General features: G+C 58.1%; 18 protein-coding genes, 1 tRNA gene and 1 pseudogene. 9 read left to right on the plus strand and 11 right to left on the minus strand.

Annotated elements, in window-relative coordinates; genetic code table 11:
* Positions 1–271: 271 nt before the first annotated feature.
* From BM062_RS22095 to BM062_RS22110, 4 genes are all read right to left on the minus strand, one after another.
* Entirely contained in the window at positions 272–1,078 is an 807-nt protein-coding gene (locus BM062_RS22095) for an oxidoreductase (protein WP_092400999.1), read from the minus strand.
* A gap of 42 nt (positions 1,079–1,120) precedes the next feature.
* Positions 1,121–4,189, minus strand: a complete 3,069-nt coding sequence (locus tag BM062_RS22100; protein WP_092401002.1) for an efflux RND transporter permease subunit — start codon at positions 4,187–4,189, stop codon at positions 1,121–1,123.
* Positions 4,186–5,295, minus strand: coding sequence for an efflux RND transporter periplasmic adaptor subunit (locus BM062_RS22105; protein WP_092401005.1), 1,110 nt, complete (start codon positions 5,293–5,295; stop codon positions 4,186–4,188). Before BM062_RS22105 ends, BM062_RS22100 begins: the two co-directional genes overlap by 4 nt.
* An 83-nt stretch (positions 5,296–5,378) precedes the next feature.
* Positions 5,379–5,996 (minus strand): TetR/AcrR family transcriptional regulator, encoded by a 618-nt coding sequence (locus BM062_RS22110; RefSeq protein WP_092401008.1) that lies wholly within the window; start codon positions 5,994–5,996, stop codon positions 5,379–5,381.
* 100 nt (positions 5,997–6,096) lie between these two features.
* Here BM062_RS22110 and BM062_RS22115 point away from each other — a divergent pair, with 100 nt between their 5' ends.
* Both BM062_RS22115 and BM062_RS22120 read left to right on the plus strand, forming a co-directional pair.
* On the plus strand, positions 6,097–7,557 hold the full coding sequence (locus BM062_RS22115; protein ID WP_092401012.1) for an efflux transporter outer membrane subunit: 1,461 nt from the start codon (positions 6,097–6,099) through the stop codon (positions 7,555–7,557).
* Positions 7,558–8,234: 677 nt separating this feature from the next.
* A complete protein-coding gene (locus BM062_RS22120; RefSeq protein WP_092401015.1) occupies positions 8,235–8,837 on the plus strand; it encodes a DUF4388 domain-containing protein in 603 nt (200 codons plus the stop codon).
* 40 nt (positions 8,838–8,877) lie between these two features.
* Here BM062_RS22120 and BM062_RS22125 read toward each other — a convergent pair whose 3' ends face one another.
* On the minus strand, positions 8,878–10,914 hold the full coding sequence (locus BM062_RS22125) for a YadA family autotransporter adhesin (RefSeq protein WP_092401061.1): 2,037 nt from the start codon (positions 10,912–10,914) through the stop codon (positions 8,878–8,880).
* A 580-nt stretch (positions 10,915–11,494) separates the two neighbouring features.
* Here BM062_RS22125 and BM062_RS26035 point away from each other — a divergent pair.
* Positions 11,495–11,740, plus strand: coding sequence for a type 2 periplasmic-binding domain-containing protein (locus tag BM062_RS26035; protein WP_254785212.1), 246 nt, complete (start codon positions 11,495–11,497; stop codon positions 11,738–11,740).
* A 53-nt stretch (positions 11,741–11,793) separates the two neighbouring features.
* On the opposite strand, the gene BM062_RS22135 is transcribed toward BM062_RS26035, so the two are convergent.
* The 4 genes from BM062_RS22135 to BM062_RS22150 all read right to left on the minus strand — a co-directional run bounded on the left by BM062_RS22135 (position 11,794) and on the right by BM062_RS22150 (position 15,594).
* A complete protein-coding gene (locus tag BM062_RS22135) occupies positions 11,794–12,495 on the minus strand; it encodes a helix-turn-helix transcriptional regulator (RefSeq protein ID WP_092401018.1) in 702 nt (233 codons plus the stop codon).
* A 2-nt stretch (positions 12,496–12,497) separates the two neighbouring features.
* Positions 12,498–13,430, minus strand: a complete 933-nt coding sequence (locus BM062_RS22140; RefSeq protein ID WP_092401021.1) for an NAD(P)-dependent alcohol dehydrogenase — start codon at positions 13,428–13,430, stop codon at positions 12,498–12,500.
* Between the two features lie 185 nt (positions 13,431–13,615).
* Positions 13,616–14,353, minus strand: coding sequence for an SDR family oxidoreductase (locus tag BM062_RS22145; RefSeq protein WP_092401025.1), 738 nt, complete (start codon positions 14,351–14,353; stop codon positions 13,616–13,618).
* Between the two features lie 272 nt (positions 14,354–14,625).
* A complete protein-coding gene (locus BM062_RS22150) occupies positions 14,626–15,594 on the minus strand; it encodes a LysR family transcriptional regulator (protein WP_217647634.1) in 969 nt (322 codons plus the stop codon).
* Between the two features lie 108 nt (positions 15,595–15,702).
* Between BM062_RS22150 and BM062_RS22155 the strand changes: the two genes are divergently transcribed.
* The 5 genes and pseudogenes from BM062_RS22155 to BM062_RS22175 form a co-directional block, all read left to right on the plus strand.
* Positions 15,703–16,272, plus strand: coding sequence for a flavodoxin family protein (locus tag BM062_RS22155; RefSeq protein WP_092401028.1), 570 nt, complete (start codon positions 15,703–15,705; stop codon positions 16,270–16,272).
* A gap of 27 nt (positions 16,273–16,299) precedes the next feature.
* Positions 16,300–16,596, plus strand: a complete 297-nt coding sequence (locus BM062_RS22160) for a superoxide dismutase (protein ID WP_092401031.1) — start codon at positions 16,300–16,302, stop codon at positions 16,594–16,596.
* 88 nt (positions 16,597–16,684) lie between these two features.
* Entirely contained in the window at positions 16,685–17,380 is a 696-nt protein-coding gene (locus BM062_RS22165) for a type 1 glutamine amidotransferase domain-containing protein (RefSeq protein ID WP_092401034.1), read from the plus strand.
* 29 nt (positions 17,381–17,409) lie between these two features.
* The gene (locus tag BM062_RS22170; protein WP_092401037.1) at positions 17,410–18,441 is read left to right on the plus strand and encodes an amidohydrolase family protein; all 1,032 of its coding nucleotides are present in this window, start codon (positions 17,410–17,412) and stop codon (positions 18,439–18,441) included.
* A gap of 23 nt (positions 18,442–18,464) precedes the next feature.
* Positions 18,465–18,752 (plus strand): annotated as a pseudogene (locus tag BM062_RS22175) (SDR family oxidoreductase); the annotation flags it as partial.
* 135 nt (positions 18,753–18,887) lie between these two features.
* On the opposite strand, the gene BM062_RS22180 reads toward BM062_RS22175, so the two are convergent.
* A tRNA-Ser gene (locus BM062_RS22180) sits at positions 18,888–18,978 on the minus strand.
* A 139-nt stretch (positions 18,979–19,117) separates the two neighbouring features.
* Positions 19,118–21,100 (minus strand): acetate--CoA ligase, encoded by a 1,983-nt coding sequence (gene acs, locus BM062_RS22185; protein ID WP_092401040.1) that lies wholly within the window; start codon positions 21,098–21,100, stop codon positions 19,118–19,120.
* A 144-nt stretch (positions 21,101–21,244) separates the two neighbouring features.
* On the opposite strand from acs, the gene BM062_RS22190 reads away from it, so the two are divergent.
* Positions 21,245–22,141 (plus strand): DMT family transporter, encoded by an 897-nt coding sequence (locus BM062_RS22190; protein ID WP_092401043.1) that lies wholly within the window; start codon positions 21,245–21,247, stop codon positions 22,139–22,141.
* Positions 22,142–22,161: the final 20 nt, after the last annotated feature.

Below are 22,161 nucleotides of genomic sequence, written 5' to 3' on the forward strand. Positions count from 1 at the left end.
AAAAGCCCGCCGTCAAGCTTTGTTTGATTGATGATTGTGACGGCGTAGAGGGCGATGAGCACGTTGGTTTTGTATGAAGATTGTTGGTGAATGATTTAACTAAATTTTCAGACTCTGATCAAGGCGAATGTTGCCGCGAAGATTCTTGCTGGGTGCTCCAATCAATGGTCGGTGTTACGGTCATAAAATAATTCCGATAATGAGGTATGCCAGGTTCGGCGGAGCAAAGCCGGTTGAGTTCGGGCCTTGATGCGAAAGCAGGGAACCGATTTCAGGCGAGTCCAAATGTTTTCCTCAGGCTTGCATCGACGGGGCCGGCAGGCATGAAACGGCGCAATTTTCTCAGAAGTGAGGCCTGGCCTTTCGGAGTGTGCCGCATTCTCCAAGCACCCAAAGCGGCATCGACAATCGCGGTCGCGACACCATCTGGCTCAGGTGCGCCTTTGACATTTTTTTCAATTGCGCGGAACACGTCGTCGCGCTCATCGTCATAGGCTGAAAGTTGGGAAACTGCATGAGGTGCATTGAGATCCAGACTGGTCTTGGTGAAGGAAGGCTCGACAAGCGCCACGCGGATTCCGAATTTGCGCACCTCATGATCCAAGGTCTCAGACATTCCCTCAACAGCATGCTTGGATGCTGAATAGAGCCCCATGTACGGAGCCGGCAGGAAGCCCAGCACTGAGCTGATGTTGACGATTCTTCCCGAACGTTGCTCGCGCATGTGCGGCAGTACCGCTTGTGTTGTGCGCAAAATGCCAAAGACGTTGGTATCGAACAGCGACTGGGCTTCTGGAATCGACGTTTCTTCAGTCGCCCCGAGCAGGGTCACGCCCGCACTATTGACGAGTACATCGATGCGTCCGGCCTGAGCGATGATGGTCCGGATTCCATGTTGCACTGACGCTTCGTCACGGATATCCATTTCGACCAGAACAACACCGGGTATTGACTGTGCTTTTGCAGTATTGCGTACGGTGCCGAATACTCGGCAACCACGCTTGGCAAACTTCTCGGCTGTGACTCGCCCGATGCCTGATGACACGCCGGTAACAACGACAACTTCAGAATTCGACATTGCAGTTCCTTTTTGTATGGGTGAATTGGGATGAATGGCAAATCAGCTTTGCGATGGGACTGGCCTGATCTTGAACCAGATGGAATACATCGCCGGCAAGAACACGAGCGTCAGAATCGTCCCTGCCAATGTGCCGCCGATCAACGTGTAAGCGAGCGTGCCCCAGAACACCGAGTGAGTAAGCGGGATGAAGGCCAGGATCGCCGCCAATGCGGTCAAGACCACTGGTCGGGAACGCTGCACGGTTGCCTCGACAACCGCATGGAATGGACTCAATCCCGCCTGTTCGTTGTGGCGGATTTGCCCGATCAGAATCAGCGTGTTGCGCATCAGGATGCCCGACAGTGCAATCAGGCCGACCAGCGCATTGATGCCGAATGGCTGCTGGAACAGAATCAAGGTTGGCACCACGCCGATCAGGCCAAGTGGACTGGTCAGGAAGACCATGACCATTGCGGAGATCGAGCGCACCTGGAATATGATGATGAGTAGGGTTACTGCCAGCATGATGGGGAATAGCGGCAGCATTGCTTTCGTCGCTTTTCCTGACTCTTCGATGGAGCCGGCCTGCTCGATGTGGTAGCCGCCAGGCAGTTTGTCCATGATGGGCTGGAGCCGCTGGGTGATGGCTGCCGACACATCCGGCGGCTGCAAGCCATCGGCAATGTCGCCCCGTACGGTGATCGTCGGCATTCGGTCGCGACGGCGCATGATTGGTTCTTCCATGCGCACGTCGACCTTACCCACCTGCGACAGCGGGATGCGTTGCCCATTGGCGCCGGCCAGCGTGAAGTCCGTGATCTTGGCCAGGTCGAGTCGGCTGTCGCCAGCCGAACGGGCCGTGACTTGCACCGTGCGAATGTCCTCACGTACGGTGGTGACAGGCACACCGCTCAGCAAGAATTGCAGTTGTTGCGCCACGGCGCTGGAGGTCAGCCCAACAGCCTGCAAACGATCCTGCTGTAAGGTGAAGTGCAGCATAGGCGTACGGGTGCCCCAGTCAGCGTTGACTGTGCGCATCATCGGACTGGCATCCATGGCCCGTTGCACTTCAGCCGCGATACTGCGTAGCTTGTCCTGGTCCGGGCCAGTGACCCGGTAGGCGACCGGGAACGGCGAGTAAGGGCCGAATACGAGCTGGGTGACACGCACGCGCGCCTCAGAAGCGAGGCCGTCGGCGATTGCCTTGCGTAACCGGTTTTTCAATACCTCGCGCTCATCCTGGTTGTCTGTGCGGATCACGATCTTGGCAAACGACGGATCAGGCAGTTCTGGTCCCATTGCCAAGTAGAAGCGCGGCGCGCCTTGACCAACATAGGCCGTGACGATCTTCGCTTCCGGCTGTTTAGCCAACCATGCTTCCACCTTCTCTGTGGCGGCGCTGGTCTGGCCGATCGAGGTGCCGTAGGGCATCTGCACCTCGACCAGCACTTCGGGGCGGTCGGAGATCGGGAAGAATTGCTTCTTGACCACTGCCATGCCTAACACTGCCACAACGAAAAGGCCCACTACAGTGCCGGCGACCAGCCACTTGCGTGCGATAACGCGCGCCAATACTTGGCGGAAGCGGTTATAACGCGATGTATCGTAGAGTGCGTCGTGGCCGCCTTCGACTTTTTTTAGATTGGGTAGTAGCTTGACACCAAGGTAAGGTGTAAAGACCACGGCGACCACCCAAGACGCGATCAGTGCGATGCCGACAATCCAGAACATATTGCTGGTGTATTCGCCCGCAGTGGAACGAGCGAAGCCATTGGGCATGAAGCCGACGGCCGTGACCAGCGTGCCGGAGAGCATTGGCGCGGCAGTATGGCTCCATGCATAGGCAGACGCGGCGATACGGTCGTAGCCTTCTTCCATCTTTACCACCATCATTTCGATGGCGATGATGGCGTCGTCCACAAGCAGGCCCAGCCCCAGGATCAGCGAACCCAGCGTGATGCGGTCGAAGTTCTTTCCGGTTGCGGCCATCACAATGAAGACTGCCGCCAGCGTCAACGGCACCGCCGCAGCAACTACGATACCCACACGCCAGCCCATGCTCACGAAACACACCAGCATGACCACCAGCAGCGCGGCGAAGAACTTGATCATGAACTCATCGACCGCCGAGCTGATATTGACGGCTTGGTCTGTGACCTTGGACAGGCCCATGCCCTGCGGCATGTCGGCGTTGATCGCACCGACCTCTTTATCCAGCGCCTTGCCCAAGTCTAATCCGTTCCAGCCATCGCGCATGACGATGCCCAACAGCAGCGCAGGTTCGCCGCCGTTGCGGATCATGAAAGTCGCCGGGTCCTCATAACCACGCTTGATCGTAGCGATGTCCGACAATTTCAATGTGCGACCTTGCGCCACGACCGGCGTATCGCGGATCTTTTGCAATTCGTCGAAAGCGCCGTCCAGGCGAATAAACACCTGCGGTCCCTTGGTTTCCACGGAGCCGGCCGGCGTTAGCGCGTTCTGATTATTGAGTGCGGCGAATACTTCCTGTGGGCTGACGCCCAGCGTTGCCAGGCGCTCATGCGAAAACTCGACATAAATGCGCTCGGACTGCTCGCCGACGATGTTGACCTTCTTTACGCCTGGTACGTGCAGCAGCCGTTGACGCAGCGTCTCCGCGTCGCGTACAAGTAGGCGCTGTGGTTCGCCCTTGGCCTTGAGTGCGAATAGGGCAAAAGTGACGTCCGCGTATTCGTCGTTGATCATCGGTCCGATCACGCCAGGCGGAAGGTTGTTTGCCTCATCGCTGACTTTCTTTCGGGCTTGGTAAAACTCTCCCTGGACCTCCGAAGGCGGCGTACTGTCGAGCAAGGTCAAGGTGGTGAAGGCCAAGCCAGGTCTTGTGTAGGTCTCGGTACGTTCATACCAGCGCAGCTCCTGCATGCGCTTTTCGATCTTCTCGGCGACTTGGTCCTGCATTTCCTGTGCAGTGGCGCCTGGCCAAGCAGTAACGATGGTCATCACTTTGACCGTGAACGCGGGGTCTTCCGCCCGTCCAAGTTTGAAGAAGGAGATGAGCCCGGCCAACGAGATCAGGCAGATCAGAAACAAGGTGACGGAGCGCTCGCGCACGGCGAGCGCCGACAGGTTGAAGCGACCTTCGCTCATGGCCGCACTCCCACGGTTGCAGCGGTAGCCTGGTCAGCCACCCGGACCTGCTCGCCTTCGTGCAGCAGATGAGTGCCGAGTGCGACTATCCGGTCACCTGGCTTGAGTTGACCTGCAATGTGCGCGCCGTCGTCGTCCAGTCGCTGGACCGCGACCGCCCGCCAGGAAACCTTTGTCGGCTTGCCTTCGATGACCCAGACTCCCGCCCCCTTGCCCGCGTCGAACAGCGAGCCAATCGGTACCCACAAGCCGCCTTGCTCGGCAGGACGTGCGTCCGGAATCTGAACGGTGACCGTTGTGCCTAATGGGGCGCTGGACATCTCCCCATCCAGCACATACCGCGCCTCGAAGGTGCGGGTTAGTCGGTCTGCGGCATCCGAGAGCTGCCTGAGTTTGGTTGGAACGGTAACGCCCTCTTTGCCAAAGAGCGTGGCTTGGCCGACTGAACCGATGGCAGGGCGCAAGGTTTCCGGCAATTGGATGATGGCCTCGCGGTGTCCAGCATGGGCCACACGCACCACGATTTGGCCCGCGTTGACGACTTGGCCGGGTTCGACCAGCGTTTCCATGATGATGCCATCGGAATCTGCCGCCAGCTCCGTGTATCGGCTCGCGTTGCGAGCAACTTCGGCTTGGGCTTCGGTTGCATTGAGTTGGGCTTTGGCAGTATCTGCCGCAGCCTTGACTTGGTCGTAGGCTGAAGCCGATATCGCGCCTGTTCCGCGCAGGTCGCGGTAGCGGGCTTCATCGTCCGCCGTTTGCTGCGCCCGCGCTCGCGCCGCGGCGACCGCTTCCTGCTGAGCATGCGCGGCAAGCTTCAGATCGACAGGGTCGATGCGCATGAGCGGTTGCCCACGCTTAACGGTTTGTCCCGCGTCCACAAGCCGCTCCAATACCTTGCCAGAGACCCGGAAACCAAGATCGCTTTGTATCCGAGCGGCTACGGTTCCGGTGAACGTACGTGATGCGGCGACCGCGCCCTGAATGGTAGCCGCACGTACCAACGGCGCTTCGGTACGTGGATCGGCTTGCGGTTTTTCGCCACAAGCGACCAGTGCAAACGGCAATGTAGATAGGGCGGCAGAGAAAACGAGGCGGCGGAGCATAGAAATCCCATAAAGAGCTAAACAGGATTTCTATTTTGAGACTAGTGACTAATTATGTCAATGGTCACAGCAATATTTGGCATTTATGGGGATAAACTACGCAACACCAGATTAGATAGTTGCGCCGGAGCATCATCCGCCGAATCAAAGCTATGCTGCAAAAGCAGCGGATTGAGATAGGGGCGAATGATCAAGTAAATCGCCGTCGCCGTTTCATCGAGCGGCGTTTTGCGCTCAAACTCCTCTGTCTCGCGCCCCTGGCGCAGAATGTCCTGCAACATTGCCTTGACGCGTTCCTCATAGGTACGTACCGCCTCCCAATGTTCGGTGGCGGCTGAGGCTGCAATGTCATAGAGCTTGCGATCTTCAAAAAACAGGCGAACGCTTGACTCGACGCCCGTCTTGAACATGCGTCGAAGTTTCTCTGGTGGGCGGTCGACTCCGTCGACGGCTGTTCTGACATCCGTTTCGATCTCGTGCAGGCAATTTGCGCAAATCAGTTCGCCAATGGCCTGCTTGGACTCGAAGAACTTGTAAATATAGGCTTTGGAAAAGCCTATAGCCTTGGCAAGATCAGAGACGGTGGTCTTTTCGTAGCCGTACAGGCGGAAGTGCTCGGTAGCCGCGACAACAATTTGATCTCGCACTTCGTGATCGACTGGGCCTCGGGCTGCGCCCGGATAAGTGGTTGCTTTGCTCATATTCAACAGCTTACCTCTTCTGTTCGATTTGCACAACGAGTGACGATTTCATGATATAGTCACTGCACAATTTTTCCCTTTTACGTCGCGGAAGATACCTATGCTATTTAAACCCACTCTCTTCATGTTAGTCATCGCCAGTCTTTCAGCGGGTTGCGCTGTCGGGCCAGATTACATTCGGCCTGACACGCCCATGCCAGATCACTACCTTGGTCAAACGGCAGTTGAGCAACGGCATGCCAACGTCACCGCCGATTTCACCGTGTGGTGGGGAAGCTTTGGCGATCCACAATTGAGCCACTTCGTAACGCTTGCGCTGGAGCAGAATTTGGATCTTGCGCAAGCATCCGCGCGCGTCGCTCAGGCGCGCGCAGGACTCGGGGCCGCGAATGCCGCGCTGCTACCTTCCGGCAACATCAATGCCCAGGGGGCGCGAGCCTATCAATCGGTTGAAACGCCATTGGGGCAAGTCTTGAATTCAAGGCCCAATTTTGATCGTTACGGCAACGCCTATGAGGCCAACCTCGGCGCCAGCTGGGAGCTGGACGTATTCGGTGGCGTGCGTCGCGGACGGGAGGCAGCACTGGCCGAGTATCAGGCTTCGGAGGCCGGCGCGGCGGCGACACGATTGGCGGTGGCGGCGCAGACAGCTGACATCTACATCAGTATACGTGGACTGCAAACTCGCCTAGACGTTGCTCGCAGGCAGGTACAGACGCAACAGGAACTGCTCTCAACGATCAATCTGCTTTATGGCAAGGGATTGGCCGCCGAACTTCAAGTGCGGCAGGTCGAGGGGGCGCTCGCCCAGGTGCGGGCATCGGTACCGGTCCTCGAAGCAGGGCTGGATACAGCCATGAATGCGCTGGACGTGATGCTGGGCACATCGCCCGGTACACACCGGAAGGAGCTGGCAAATGCTAGCGTTATTCCGGTCGCCCCACAGATTGCGTCAACCGGATCGCCAGGTGATTTGCTCAGGCGTCGGCCCGATCTGATCGTGGCTGAACGCCGTCTGGCTGCGTCGAACGCTCGCATCGGCATGGCAATCGCCGAGTATTACCCCAAGCTCTCCTTTAGCGGACTGATCGGCAGCGCGACATCTTTATCTAGCGGCAACCTGTTCACCGGCGGCGCAAGTCAAGCCGCCGGCGTGCTGGGCCTTCGCTGGCGTCTGTTCGACTTCGGCCGCATCAACGCGCAGATTGACCTAGCCAAAGGCCAGGAAGCCGAGGCGCTGGCCGGTTATCGACTCGCCGTGCTGCGTGCTACCGAAGACGTGGAAAATGCGTTCTCGGCCTTGGTAAAACGCGAGGATCAGGCAGGCATACTCGTTCAGGGTGTGGATTCACTCAATCGAGCGAGGGGGGCCTCGTTTGCGGCATATCAGAAAGGGGTCGTCAGCCTTATCGAAGTCCTGCAAGCCGACGAGAATTTGCTACGTGCCTCCGATATGCGAGCGCAAGCGCAAACCGAATCCGCTCGCGCTGCAGTCGCGGCGTTCAAGGCGCTCGGCGGAGGTTGGCAACCCCAGGAATCCGAAGTGGCAGCAATTAGATAGTGCAGTACGCGCTAACGCAATCGAAGGAAAGCGTATGGGATTTCGCCGCCTGCGCTGCTTTGTCGCCGCCGCTGAAGAGTTACGCTTCACCCATGCCGCTGGGCGCCTGCACATCGAGCAGCGCCGTTGTCGCGAGCTATCGAGGAACTGGAATACCACTTGACCGCGCGGTTGATCAGGTCGGGAATGGGCAGAGCGGCAAGTAGAGGAACATTCCTACATCAGAGTCGGAATCTCCTGATATCTATCTGTTCGAGATCTCATTATCCTGACTATGACGCGATGATCATCCGAATAGCTTAGGCAGTTCAGAAAATCCGTAGATTCTTGCTGCTACAAAATAATATAAGCCTCTACCGACGAGGAAAATACTGCTCTTTCGGACATTTTGTTTTTTCGGGAAATCCATGCCAGATCTGATGAGGCAGCTTTACATAACGATCTTCACCGGTTTGATACTAAGTGCGTGCGACGGTGGAGATGCACGAACAATGAAAACAGACATAAGCAATACTTCAAGCGATGTGGGCATTCGCACCACTCCGACCGGCACTGGCACCAATCCAACAAATATGGTCGTCCCCTCTTCGGAATCCGACCCATTGCTTCACCCCGAACCATAGCGGCTCAAATTTCAGAAAATTGTGTCTGTATGTTTTTCTATTTTCGGAGTCGGAATGGCCATTTGGGGACGTCTGTCGGATTTTTCGTTACATGCTGTACTTACCAGTCTTAGAGAGTATCGCTCCGGCATCATTCACATCGATGCGGGAGATGGCAATCAGTATTGTTTGCACGTTTCAGAACAAGCATTAACCGCTCTGCAAATAAATGCGGACAATTTCAGTTGTCCAGAGCAGGTAAAAGCCGTGATGGCCAAATTGTTTTCCTCCTCCACCGGTACATTTCGTTATCTGTCGGCTCATACCTCGCCGCTGCGTAGAGATTTTCAGCTGGATCTAAATGATCTGGACAATACAGGCAATATCTCGTCGCAGGACGAAATCTCATCTCAAAAACCACCCCTGCTGTCCGTTTTTGAACATCGCGGCATGAAAAAACTATTGCCGCATGCCGATACGCGTTTTACCTTAAATCTGAAGGACCAGGTGATGGATAACTATGTACTACAACGATTCCTGGATCGCAGCACGGCGCAGTTGATGACTGGTGTCAGCGCTTCAGAGCTGGCTAAGCTGCTGAACGAAGACGTTGAAAAAATACGGTTCTATTTTTACCGATTAATACAGATGACTGTGATTATCCCTACTTGCTCTTAATTGTTGACGGGCCCTAAGCCCATCTGCCTTCCGTCCATTCTTACCACGAGTAGCCTACCCCTGCATTGATCAAGGTATGGCTGCCGGAAATGGTGCTGATTCCGAATTTAGCAACTGTATCGCGCCTCACATGAGCGCTGGCGCCGATTGCCAGCGCTGTATAACCAGCGTAACTTCCAATGCCTGCGCCCAGCGAGAAGGTCTTGTCCGCCTCTACTTGCGGTAGAGCGGCAAGTGCTCCGGCCATCGCCACCCCGCTATAGGCCAGGCGCTGGACATCGCCGACTTGCGATGTGACCTGCCGCAACTGCGAAACGTTGACCGCATCAGTCGAATTGACGCCGGCAGCAACATTCGTGATGCGGCGCTCACTGCCCGGAGAGCCAACCGACACCGTATTAGCCTGATCTGCGATCGAATTCGCGCCCAGCGCCACCGAGTTGTTGCCCGTCGCCTGTGTTCCGGCGCCCAGTGCCACCGCGTCATTGCCCGAGGCCAGCGCATTGTTACCCAGCGCTACCGTCGGATCGCCCGTCGCCCGCGCGTTGTAGCCAATTGCCACCGAGCCGGCTTGCGAAGCCAGGGCCCGGAAGCCCACTGCCGTGGCGTTGGTGCCGGTCGCCCGTGCATTCGAGCCAAGAGCCGTTGCGCCATCCTTGGTCGCCTGAGCGCACAGTCCAGAACCAGTGGCGTCCACGCCATTAACACTGGTGCAAGTAGCGGCGTTTACATTCCCGATGACCGTGCCGCTTGTGCCGCGCGTCTGCACCGTACCATCGCTATTAGCGCCGCCTATGGTCGTTGCGCCGATGGTTGCGCCCTTGCCGGCGGCGGCACTTGCCCCATCTACCAATGGTTTCAGCGATGTCGACAAAGAGGCTGCATCGGTAGCGATGCCCTGCAAGCCTGAGGAGAGCGAAGTCACCTGGCTAAAACTGGTCGACAAGGATGAAAGCCCGGTCGACAGGGAAGCAATACCGGTCGAAGCCGAGGTAGACAACGATGTCGCGTTGCTGTTGGTCGTCGACAGGCCGGTGGACAGTGACGTGACGTTCGACATATTGCTCGAGAGGCCGATCGACAGTGAATTGATGCTGCTGGTATTGGTCGACAAGCCAGTTGCGGTGGAGCTCGACAATGAACTTACATTGCTATTTGTCGTGCTTAAGCCGGTCGAAGTCGAGGTCGACAGCGACGCAATGCTGGACAAGGTCGACGTCGATAAGGATGCCAATTGACCGACATTCACTGCATCTGTGCTTGTAGTACCTGCCGCCAGATTCGTAATTTTCTGACCGCTGTTATTGATGCCGTTGGTGGTGGCCGAGCCAGTTACGGTGAGTGCCCCGGTAGTAATCCCAGTTGAGAGTGAATTGATCGTCGTGCTGAGACCTGTCGACAGCGATGCAACTCCGCTTTGAGTAATGCTGATACCAGTGGATGCGGAGGTGGACAGCGAGTTGATACCGCTTGTTGCTGTGCTAAGACCAGTCGACGCCGAGGTCGATAGCGAAGTCACATTGCTTCTGGTCGTACTTAGGCCGGTCGACAGCGAAGTCACATTACTACTTGCAGTGCTCAGGCCAGTCGAAGTGGAGATGGACAAGGAGTTCAACTGGCTGACATTGACGGCATCTCCGTTCACGGTACCCGCGGCCACGCTTGTCAGTTTTTGGTTTGCAAGGTCCAATCCGTTAATCACAGATCCCGTGCTATTCACGTTGATCTTCCCGCCAACGGAAATATTTGTAGACTCTCCGGCGCTAGCGCCGGATTGGTAAAAGAGAACATGGTTAGTCTGCGTCGTTGCAGCACTGCGATCGCAGTTTGAAGTTGTTCCACCCGTAGTTCCCCCATCTGTAACGTGGGCGCAAGTGGAGTCGCCATTGTCGTTGACATAGATTCCCCCACCCGCGTACGCAACGCCGGATAACACCGTCCCGCCCAATACAAGCGATGCAGCCACTGCTGTGGCAGTTTTTGTGCTGCTTCGTTTGCCACGCGCCTTGGTGTTTTCGGAGACAGCAACCCAGGTGCCAAGCGTTTCGTTGTAAACGGTGCGGTAGGTTCTATTCATGATTGGTCTTATATAAAGTGACTGTGATTTGCAGTAATGGATTACTTGATGACGTGAATAAAACGGAAAATTAAGCGAGAGGCTGGTAGCAAATGGCCGTGAGCAAGGGCTCCGCATTGCCTGAGGAAAACGCCATGCTTAGTGCAGTAACAAAGCCAGGCCGGCAAGAGTGATTATTTTTTTGTGCGACTTCAAAAATCGCATTGGAGCTTGGCGCAAGCTTGGCGCCATGTCTGGTCCCGTGAAAGATGCCACCTTTGAACGGTCACTCAGCGCAAGGGTAAACACTGTGCGGCGGCAGGGATATCAGGGGATCTTGATATTTGCGCGGGATTTGCGAAGTGCCTTGTCAGGAATTCCCTATGCGGCATCCGTTGTTTGCCTCGCCTGCATATCTGGCACGTCATGGTGTGCCGCGCACGCCTCGAGATTTGAAACAGCACCAGATCATCAACAGGCGCTTCCTCAACGGTTCGTATTCGAAATGGTCATTTCGCAGCACGGACGGGAGCGTTGAAACATTCGAACCGGAAGCATCAGCGGTGACGCGCCCGCCCCCGAAGCGTTGGCGCAGGCAGCTTTGTCAGGCCTCGGAATTGCTCAGGTAGGCGTTCACCATGCCTGGCCTCATCTGCGCGCAGGAACGTTGAAAGTCGTACTCAATGACTGTCATCATCCGGGCGGCTATGAAATGCTGCTTCAATACCCGCATCGGGCATTGTTGGCGCCGCGCGTACACGCTGTGATTAATTATTTATTGGAAGTATTCAGCAAAGATGACTTCTTGCATGTGCCATTGAAGAAACTGCAGTCGTACGTTGCGTGAACACTGGTCGAATTTGCGTTATGCCAGCAGCCCATTGGCGGACTCGATGAAATTTAGCAGGCGTTTTTTCGTCGCTTACAGGGATGCCCTTCCTGAGCCTGCCATTCCTTGACCAATTGCCGGCGAGTGCCGGGATAGTGCTCATCCAAAAAATCTACCGTCACAATGCAGTCGGCACGAAAGCGACGAAAATCGCCAAGCGACTCGCACCAGGCAGCAATGGACCATCGTGACTCCACGAAACCGAGCATGATCGGCCAGATCGTTTGCTCCAGCACGGGTCCGTTTTCTTCTCTATACACGATGCGCATTTTGCGCTGTTCGCGTAGCATCTGTCGAACCCGCGCCAGATCAACCCCCGTATCTTCGCTTTGCCGGCTGATATACAGCGTATTGTCATCCAGCGCTCGCCGCATTTCTGACGGAAGCACTGCATCGATTTTTGCAATCGCGTTCAGCATGGCATGCGCCAGGGCATCATCCGTTTGGCGGCTGACCCATTGGGCGCCGGCCGCAAGTGCATGAATTTCTTCTGCCGTGAAGGACAGCGGCGGCAGAAGGAAGCCTGGTCGGAGTATGTAACCGATACCCGGCTCGCCATTGATATCAGCACCTAATGCTTGCAGTGTCGCAATGTCGCGACGGATGGTGCGTAGCGATACGCCAACCTCGCGTGCAAGTACTTCACCGGACACCGTTCCACGGTGCCGGCGAAGGACTTGCAAAAGATCGAATAACCGATGACTTCGCGACATGCTCAATCCATTACGACGAGGCACTTTCCACCGAGCTTAAGACCCGCTTCAAGCTCGGTGATCAATTGGATCGCGTCCCCCAAAGGTACGACTCTGGCGATCGGCAGTCGAAATTTTCCTTTTCTTGCAGCATCGGCAAGGCTATCAAGAATGTCGGGCCTCGGTGTGCCGACAATCGGCTTCAGTCGGCGGTTAAAGATCGAACGGATGAACTTGCCCGGGGTTGGATTGAGGTCGAGGAACACGCCATCCTTTTTCAGCAGGCTGAGTCCTATCTCGGTGGTCATCGTGGCGGCTGTGTCGTACACGACATCGAAACGTTCACTGATCGCCGACAAATCGGTGGCTCGATAGTCAAAGACGGTTTGAACGCCGAGCGAGCGTATCCTTTCCATCGACCCTGCGCTGCAGCTGCCTGCAACCGAGGCTCCGAGCATACGCGCTATCTGCACGGTCGCTTCGCCTACTGCACCAGCGCAGCCATTGACGAAAACGTGTTGGCCAGCGCTCAGTTTCGCCTTATCTACCAAACCGTTCCAGGCTGTTATACCCGGAGTGCCGATGCAAGCCGCGTCCTCGAAAGAAACTTCGTCGGACTTCTTTGCCAAGAAGGCTTCTTTGGTCACCACAGCCTGGCCCAGGGCGCCGCTCTCCTTGAAACGGGCCAGACCGAACACGGCATCCCCCGGACGAAAGCGCGTTACGCCTGGACCGATCGCGGTCACCACCCCAGAGAAATCCATGCCCATCGCGCGGGGGAAGGCATTTCCCGTAACAATCTTCATCTGGCCGTTGCGTAGCTTCCAGTCGATTGGGTTGATGGCTGCAAATTTGACCTTTACGGCCACTTCGCCTTTACCCGGCGTGGCCACTTCGAAGTCGTCGAGCCGCATCAGCTCCGGGCCGCCGTACTTGTTATATTGAATACGTTTCATGGCAGGCCATATCCCTCTGGTTCAGCGAGGCAAAACCCGGGGATTTGCTGAGCAGAGCCCTTCGTATTAGTAGTCATGGATGGTTCTCTTTTGTTGTGTCGGAAAACGCAGTCTAGTTCACCATGGTGCCAATTTCTGGCACCATGGTTCACCGCTTCTGCCTTTCTGCGTAGGGAGAAAGGCCGTCAGGCACCATTCATGCGCTCGAACAAGGCTTCGCCCATCTTACGCGCACCTGCAGACAAGCCGACCAGCACTTCGTCCTGATCGTTTTCTAACTGGATAAGAGCGTCGATAGCGAACTCGTCAGCGGACATCATCTGCTGGCTGGCGACACCTCCGCTCCTGGTTCCGCCACCCAGTCCGGTGTCAACGATGGGTGGCGCCATTTCCACGACCTTGACGCTCGTCGCTTTGAGCTGGTGACGCAGGGTAAGCGTGAAGGAATGCATCGCTGCCTTGGTCGCACAGTAGACGGGAACATCGGCCATTGGCGCAAATGCCAGGCCTGAGGTGACGTTGATGATCGCAGCTTGGGATTGCCTCTTCAGCAATGGCAATAACTCGCCGATGAGCCGCACCGGCGCGGTGAAATTGGTAGCCACCTCTTGCTCGAGGCATTCCAGCGCGTCCGCCTCTGCGAACAACCGGCGGTATTGCACTCCGGCGTTGTTGATGACCATGTTGAATCCGGGGTATTCGGTGTTTAGCCAGCTCACCATCGACTGGCGACTTGCTTGATCAGTAATGTCGCAGACGCGGGTGACCAAGCCGGGCATCTGGGCTCGCGCTTTCAGCAACGCTTCCTCGCTGCGGCCGCAGATGATGACGCGATTGCCGCGTTTGGAAAGTTGCCGTGCCAGTGCCAAGCCGATGCCGGCGGCGCCGCCCGTAATAAGAATGGTGTTTGCTGTTAGGTTCATGTCGACTATCCTTCTTGTTTGAAAAATGAGAAGGTGTGCCGACGAAAGACTTCGGGAATCCAGCGGGCACACCTAGACGACCGGCAAGCCGGCGCAGGTGTCGCGGATACCCTGTAAGGGAAAAGCTGCCGCCCTGTTGGACGGTGACCGGGCTACCATCTGGTCTGCGCTCTTTCGACGGTAGCTTTATAGCGTAAACGGCACCCATTGACAATGCCTCCCAATCGCTTCCGGGCAGACAACTGCCCGTTGACGCAGTGCCGTTTTTGCGTTTAGTCGGCGATTGGATCCATGCTTTTCGGCAGTTGTTCAACGAGTGCATCCACCGCCAGCCGCAAGCGCAACGGCATGTGAGCCACACTAGGCCAGAGGGCGTAACAGTCCACCGCGGCACCGGGTTGGTCGTCCAATACGCTCACCAATTGCCCCCTGCGCAGGCGCTCCCGGACCAGCCATTCGGGTAGCCAGGCTAGGCCCAGGCCAACCGTGGCTGCGTCCGCAATGGCCTCCAGATCATCTAGTTGCAGGCGGGAGTTCAGTGGCGTATTCACAATGCGGCCGGTCGCATCGGGCAACTGCCAGACATTAATGCGATCGGCACGGCGGTAAAGCAAGATACTATGCGCGGCCAGTTCGGTCGTGCTCTGCGGACGCCCATGTGCAGCGAGGTAGGCCGGCGACGCGCACACCAGCTTGCGCTGCACCCCCAGCTTGCGCGCCCGCAGGCCTTCGCTCTCGGTCCCAAGTAAGCCGCTGCGGATGGCGAGATCAAAGCCTTCAGCCAGCACATCCACAGTACGGTCGCTGAAACTCAAATGCAGGTCAAGCGATGGATGCTGCCGCGCCAGATTCAGCAAGATGGGTGCGATGCAGTGGCGACCGAACAGCACGGGCATGGAGACGCGCAGCCGCCCCGTCATTTCGTGCCGGCCGGACGCCATCTGTGCCTCCGCCGCTTGCAGCTCAGCCTGCGCTCGAGCGCAGTGCTCGTAGTAGATCTGGCCCTCGTCGGTCAGGCTCTGTACCCGCGTCGTGCGATGGAACAGCCGGGTAGCCAAACGCGCCTCCAGCCGGGCCATCGCCTTGCCTACCGCCGAGCGCGTCAGCCCCAGGTGCTCCGCCGCGCTGGTGAAGCCGCCCAAGCGCACCACTTCCAAAAACACAGTGACCCCATCGAAACGTTCCTGCCGCTCGGGAACCGCGCTCATCAAAGCTATTGGGGAATCCAGTTCCTTCATCATTGGAATATCTTTCTACATTGGATCGTATTTTTCCACTTTATCATACGATTACTTGCTGCAGTGGGAATTCAGGGCGACAAACCAGAAAATTTTGAACAGGAAAACTACATGCTGATTTCAATTGTTTACGACAGCGGCTGGGGCCATACCGCCAGGCAGGCGCAAAGCGTAGCCGAGGGCGTGCGCCGGGTGGCAGACGCCGAGGCACGACTGATTCCAGTGGCGGAAGGTGCTATCCCCTGGGACGTGTTTGCGGCCAGCGATGCCATCGTCTTCGGTTCGCCGACGTACAACGGCGCTCCCAGCGCGCGCTTCAAGCAATTTTGCGAAGACTCGACCAAGCCGGTCTGGAGCGAGATGAAATGGCGTGACAAGGTGGCCGCCGGTTTCACCAACTCGGGCGCGCAAAACGGCGACAAGCTGCACTCGCTGATCTCCATGGCGCTGTTTGCGGCCCAGCACGGCATGTTGTGGGTCGGGCTCGATCTGATGCCCGGCAACGATAGCAGTCGTGGCAGCGTGCATGACCTCAATCGCCTGGGCAGCTGGTTGGGCGCGATGGCGCAATCCAATGGCGACCAAGGACCGGATGACACCCCCATCAAGAGCGACCTCGACACCGCTGCCTACCTTGGGCAGCGCGTGGCGGAGACCGTGCGCCGACTTCAAGCCGTTTGACCCATTTTTTTGACCAAGGAGCCTCATATGAAACTGCTTTGCCTCGACATCCCGCAGCCAGGTGCTAGCCTGGAAAAATACCAACCACATATGCTGGACGAACTCCGTCACACCTGGCAGTTGTACAAGGGCGGTATCGTGCGCGACATCTATTTTCGCCAGGATCGCCCCGGCGTCGCCATCATCGCCGAGTGCGAATCGGTTGAAGCCGCGAGGCAAGTCTTGGGCGAGTTTCCGCTGGCCAAGGCTGGGCTGATTGGCTGGGACGTCATCCCACTTGGCCCTTTCCACTGGGAAGCGCTCTTCGCGCCTGGCAACAACTGACACTTGCAAGTCGTCGGTCTGTATGCCCGACGACTTGCGAAGCAGGCCTCCAAGCCTTTATGGCCCCTTCAAACAGGAATCCACCATCATGACCAAGCAAGCTTCTGAACTCAAGCCGATCCTTTTCGTCGTCACCAGCAATGCAGTAAAGGGAGCGACGGGTATTCCGACCGGTTTTAACCTGGCCGAAGTTACTCATCCGCTGGAAAAATTACAAGCAGCAGGCCTTCAGGTGGAGTACGCCTCGCCCTTGGGCGGCGCCGCACCGCTGGATGGGCTGGAAGACATGAACGATCCGGTCATTGCCCGCTATTGGGCCGACGCCGATTTTCGCCACGCCATCGCTCACACGCTGTGCCTGGATGATGTCGATCCTTCGCGCTACTCGGCGATCTTCTTTGCGGGCGGTCACGGCACGATGTGGGACTTCCCCGACAGCGTCGCCGCGCAAAAAGCCATTCGCGAAATCGATGCGGCAGGAGGTATCGTCTCGGCGGTGTGCCATGGCCCGGCGGCCCTGGTCAACGCGCGCCGTGCCGATGGCAGCCTGCTGGTGGCAAACAAGCGAGTGGCAGCCTTTACCGACGGCGAGGAAGAGGAAGTGCAATCCACGCACGTTGTGCCTTTTCTGCTGGCGTCCACGCTTAACGAACGCGGCGCACACCACCAGAACGCCGCCAACTGGGCCGACAACGTGGTCGTCGATGGCCGCCTCATCACCGGACAGAATCCGCAGTCCGCTGCGAGCCTGGGCGAAGCGCTGCGCGACGCCTTATTGGCGTGATCAGCCACTGACACGAGAAAGAGAATATCGTGAAACTGATCTGCGTCGAAGAGCACGTACTCGATCCCGCCATCGGAGCGGCCACGCAGGGCCTAGTCCGCGCCGAGGCCCCCTACCTTTCCGACTGGGGCAGCCGCGTGGTCGATGGTCGGCAAGTTGTCGATCCCAGCCGTCCGCATGTCATCGCACCCAGCGAGTCCGCCCGCAAAGCCTTGGAAACGGGCGAACCGCGCCTGGCCGACATGGACGCGGCAAGCATTGACATGCAGGTGCTCTCCTATGGCGGCTTTCCTCAGTTGCTGCCTGTCGCGCAATCCATCGACCTGAATCGTGCCGCCAACGACAGACTGGCGCTGGCAGCGCAGGCCCATCCTGCCCGCTTCGCCGGCTTCGCCACCCTGCCTTGGCAAGCGCCGGAGGCAGCCGCCCGCGAACTGGAGCGGGCGGTGAAACAGTTGGGCCTCAAAGGTGCGCTCATCAATGGCCGTCCCGGCGGCACCTTCCTGGACGATCCGCGCTACGCGCCCGTCCTCGCCGCTCTCGACGAACTGAAGGTGCCGCTATATGTCCACCCCGGCCTGCCGCTGCCCGCCGTGCAAGCGCCGTACTATGGCGGCTTCGAGCGCGAACTCAGCGCACGGCTTGCCATGTTTGCCTGGGGCTGGCACAACGAAGCAGGTATCCAGGTTGTTCGCATGCTGCTCGCAGGCGTGTTCGACCGCTATCCCGGACTGCAGCTTATCAGCGGCCATTGGGGTGAGATGGTGCCGTTCTTCCTGCAAAGGCTGGAAGACTCGATTCCGCAAGAAGCCTCCGGCCTCCAGCGTCCAATCGTGCAGACCTATCGCGAGCATGTGTACGTATCGCCCAGCGGCATGCTCACGCTGCCGCACTTCCAGTTCATACACGCACTGATGGGAGCGGAGCGCATTCTGTACTCTGTCGACTACCCCTATCAGAGTCTGGACGGCGCGCGGGCCTTCATCGAGCGCCTGCCTGTCAGCGACACCGACAAGGCCCTCATCGCCCACGGCAACGCTGAACGGCTGTTGCATTTGTAATCTGACATCGAGAAGGAACCAGCATGACACAAGGAATCGACAATAAAGTGGTCGTCATCACCGGCGGCAGCAGTGGTCTGGGCGCGGAAACAGCGCGTCATTTGACACGGGCCGGCGCCAAGGTCGTGCTGGGGGCGCGGCGCTTGGATCGCCTGCACGCGCTCGCGGAAGAGCTCGGCCTGGGTGCCGAGAGCGTCGTGCAAACCGACGTCACCGATCACGCACAAGTTCAGGTGCTCGTGAACCGCGCCGTGGACTTGCATGGTCGCATCGATGTGATGCTTAACAACGCGGGAGTGATGGTCGACTCCTGTCGGCATTGCTTGGCTTGTGAGAGTGGACCCGAGCAGCCAAAAGAAAAAAGCGCTTAATAATCAAATTATCTATTTGATTATTAAGCGCTTTTTTCTTGCTCTCCCAGATAATTATCTGAGCAGCTGACTCTTTGGCGGAGAGACGGGGATTCGAACCCCGGATAGGCTATGAACCTATACACGCTTTCCAGGCGTGCGACTTCAACCACTCATCCATCTCTCCTGCAGCTACAACAACGTTTCGCGAGATTTGATTTTCGCGAAGCCGCGTATTATAGCAACAAATCCGGCAGAAACAGAAATTTCTCTTCAGCACCCCGCTCAAGTCCTGTTTACAACCCTCTACGTCCATCGACAAGGACTTATTGGGCTTCCTTGAGCTGTTCCAGGATCGCCGGATTTTCCAAAGTGGAAACATCCTGGGTGATTTCCTCGCCTTTTGCCAGCACCCGCAGCAGGCGCCGCATGATCTTGCCGGAACGGGTTTTCGGCAGGTTGTCGCCGAAGCGGATTTCGCGCGGCTTGGCGATCGGGCCGATTTCCTTGGCGACCCAGTCGCGCAGTTCCTTGGCGATCTGCTTGGCTTCTTCTCCTGTGGGGCGGCTGCGCTTGAGGACCACGAAAGCGCAGATCGCTTCGCCGGTGGTTTCATCCGGCTTGCCGACCACGGCGGCTTCGGCCACCATCGGATTGGCCACCAGCGCCGATTCGATTTCCATGGTGCCCATGCGGTGGCCGGAGACGTTCAGCACATCGTCGATGCGGCCGGTGATGGTGAAATAGCCGGTGTCCTTGTTGCGGATCGCGCCATCGCCGGCGAGGTAGAGCTTGCCGCCGAACTCAGGCGGGAAGTAGGCGCTCTTGAAACGCTCGGGATTGTTCCAGATGGCGCGGATCATCGATGGCCACGGACGCTTGACGACCAGGATGCCGCCGTTGCCGTCCGGCAGTTCGTGCCCGGCTTCATCGACGATCACCGCCTGGATGCCCGGCAGCGGCAAGGTGCAGGAACCCGGCACCAGCGGCGTGGCGCCCGGCAGCGGCGAGATCATGTGGCCGCCGGTTTCGGTTTGCCAGAAGGTATCGACAATCGGGCAGCGCTCGCGGCCGATGTTCTTGTGGTACCACATCCAGGCTTCCGGATTGATCGGCTCGCCGACCGTGCCCAGCAGGCGCAGCGACGACAAATCGTATTTGGACGGATGGATGTTTGGGTCGGCGTCGGCGGCCTTGATCAAGGAACGGATCGCCGTCGGCGCGGTGTAGAAAATGGTGGCCTTGTGCCTTTGCACCATATCCCAGAAACGGCCGGCGTTGGGGAAGGTCGGCACGCCTTCGAAAATGATCTGGGTGGCGCCGACCGCGGTCGGGCCGTAGGCGATGTAGGTGTGGCCGGTGATCCAGCCGATGTCGGCGGTGCACCAGTAGACATCGTCGGGCTTGATGTCGAACACCCATTTCATGGTCAGCGCCGCCCACAGCAGGTAGCCGCCGGACGCGTGCTGCACGCCCTTCGGCGTGCCGGTGGAGCCGGAGGTGTACAAGATGAACAGCGGATGCTCGGCATCGACCCATTCCGGTTCGCAGGTGTCGGCCTGCGCCGCGACCAGTTCATGCAGCCAGAGATCGCGGCCCGCCACGAAATTGATGTCGCCGCCGGTGCGCTTGTAGACCACCACGTTCTTGATGCTGTCGCAGCCGCCCAGCGCCAGCGCTTCGTCAACGATGGACTTGAGCGGCAGGCGCTTGCCGCCGCGCGCCTGTTCATCGGCGGTCAGCACGGCGACGGCGCCGGCGTCGATGATGCGTTCCTGCAGCGACTTGGCGGAGAAGCCGCCGAACACCACCGAATGGGTGGCGCCGATACGGGCGCAAGCCTGCATCGCGACCACGCCTTCAACCGACATCGGCATATAGATGACGACGCGGTCGCCCTTCTTGATGCCCAGCGATTTCAAGCCGTTGGCGAACTGGCAGACTTTCTTGTGCAGCTCGCGATAGGTGATCTTGCTGACATCGCCGCTGTCGGTTTCAAAGATGACCGCGACCTTGTCGGCATTGCCATTCTGCAAATGCACGTCGAGGCAGTTGTAGGAGACGTTCAGCTTGCCGTCGTCGAACCATTTGTAGAACGGCGCATCGGATTCGTCCAGCACCTTGGTGAAGGGCTTGTGCCATTGCAGGTTCTCGCGGGCCAGGCGGCCCCAGAATCCTTCGTAATCCTGTTCGGCTTCGGCAACCAGGGCGCGGTAGGCGTCCATGCCGGAAATTGCCGCGGTCCTGGAAAATTCTGCGGGGGCCGGAAAAATGCGGGTTTCCTGGCCAAAGGTTTCGATGTTCGCCATGCTGTCTCCTGCTTTTAATAGTTGACGCTAAACATAAACTTTTACACTTACTCAAGCCTTACGTTGCAAGATGCTAACGCTACCAGAGCCTCTCAGTCGGTTATCATCGCACATTCAGCTCATTCCTACAGCCACCTACAGCCCATGCAACACACAAAATCCTACGTTTACCTGGCGCTGGCCATGATGCTGGTAGGCGCCAATATCGGTTTCGGCAAGGCCATCATCGCCGTAATGCCGGTACTGGTGTTCGGCTTGCTGCGCTTCGTGATTGCCGTGGTCGTGATGGCGCCGCAATTCTTCAAGGCCGCGCCGCGCCTGCAGCGCCACGAATGGCTGACCTTGTTCGGCCAGGCCTTCTTCGGCACCTTCCTGTTTACACTGTGCATGCTGTACGGCGTCCAGCACACCACCGCGACCGCCGCCGGCGTCATCACCAGCACCCTGCCGGCGGCGGTGGCGATCCTGTCGCGCCTGATCCTCAAGGAGCGGCTGCAGCCGCGCACCCTGGCCTCGATCCTGCTGGCGATCGCCGGCATCGCCGTACTCAACCTGAGCAAGAGCGACAGCGGCGACGGCGGCCAAGCGCCGCTGTTGGGCAACCTGCTGGTGCTGGCCGCGGTAGCCTGCGAAGCCACTTACGTGGTGCTGTCCAAGCGCCTGACGCAAACCCTGTCGCCGATGCGCATCACCGCCTACAGCCATCTGTTCGGCCTGCTGCTGATGCTGCCGTTCGGGCTGACCGCAGCCCTCTCCTACGATTTCAGCCAGGTCACGCCCGGCATGTGGCTGCTGATGTTCTGGTACGCGCTGGCGGCCAGCGTGATCGCGTTCTGGCTATGGCTGACCGGCACCAAGCACGTGCAGGCTAACGTCGCCGGCATCTTCACCGCCCTGATGCCGCTGGCGGCGGCTTTCATCGGCGTGGTGTTCCTGCACGAGAGCCTGAGCTGGGGCCACTTCGCCGCATTGACGCTGGTATTGGCCGGGATTGCGGTGGCCAGCTGGCCGCAGCCCATGAAAACCGTCCAAGAAGTGTAAAATAGCGACGCTTTCCCCTT

The sequence above is a fragment of the Collimonas sp. OK412 genome (assembly GCF_900112135.1).
Classification (GTDB): domain Bacteria; phylum Pseudomonadota; class Gammaproteobacteria; order Burkholderiales; family Burkholderiaceae_D; genus Collimonas; species Collimonas rhizosphaerae.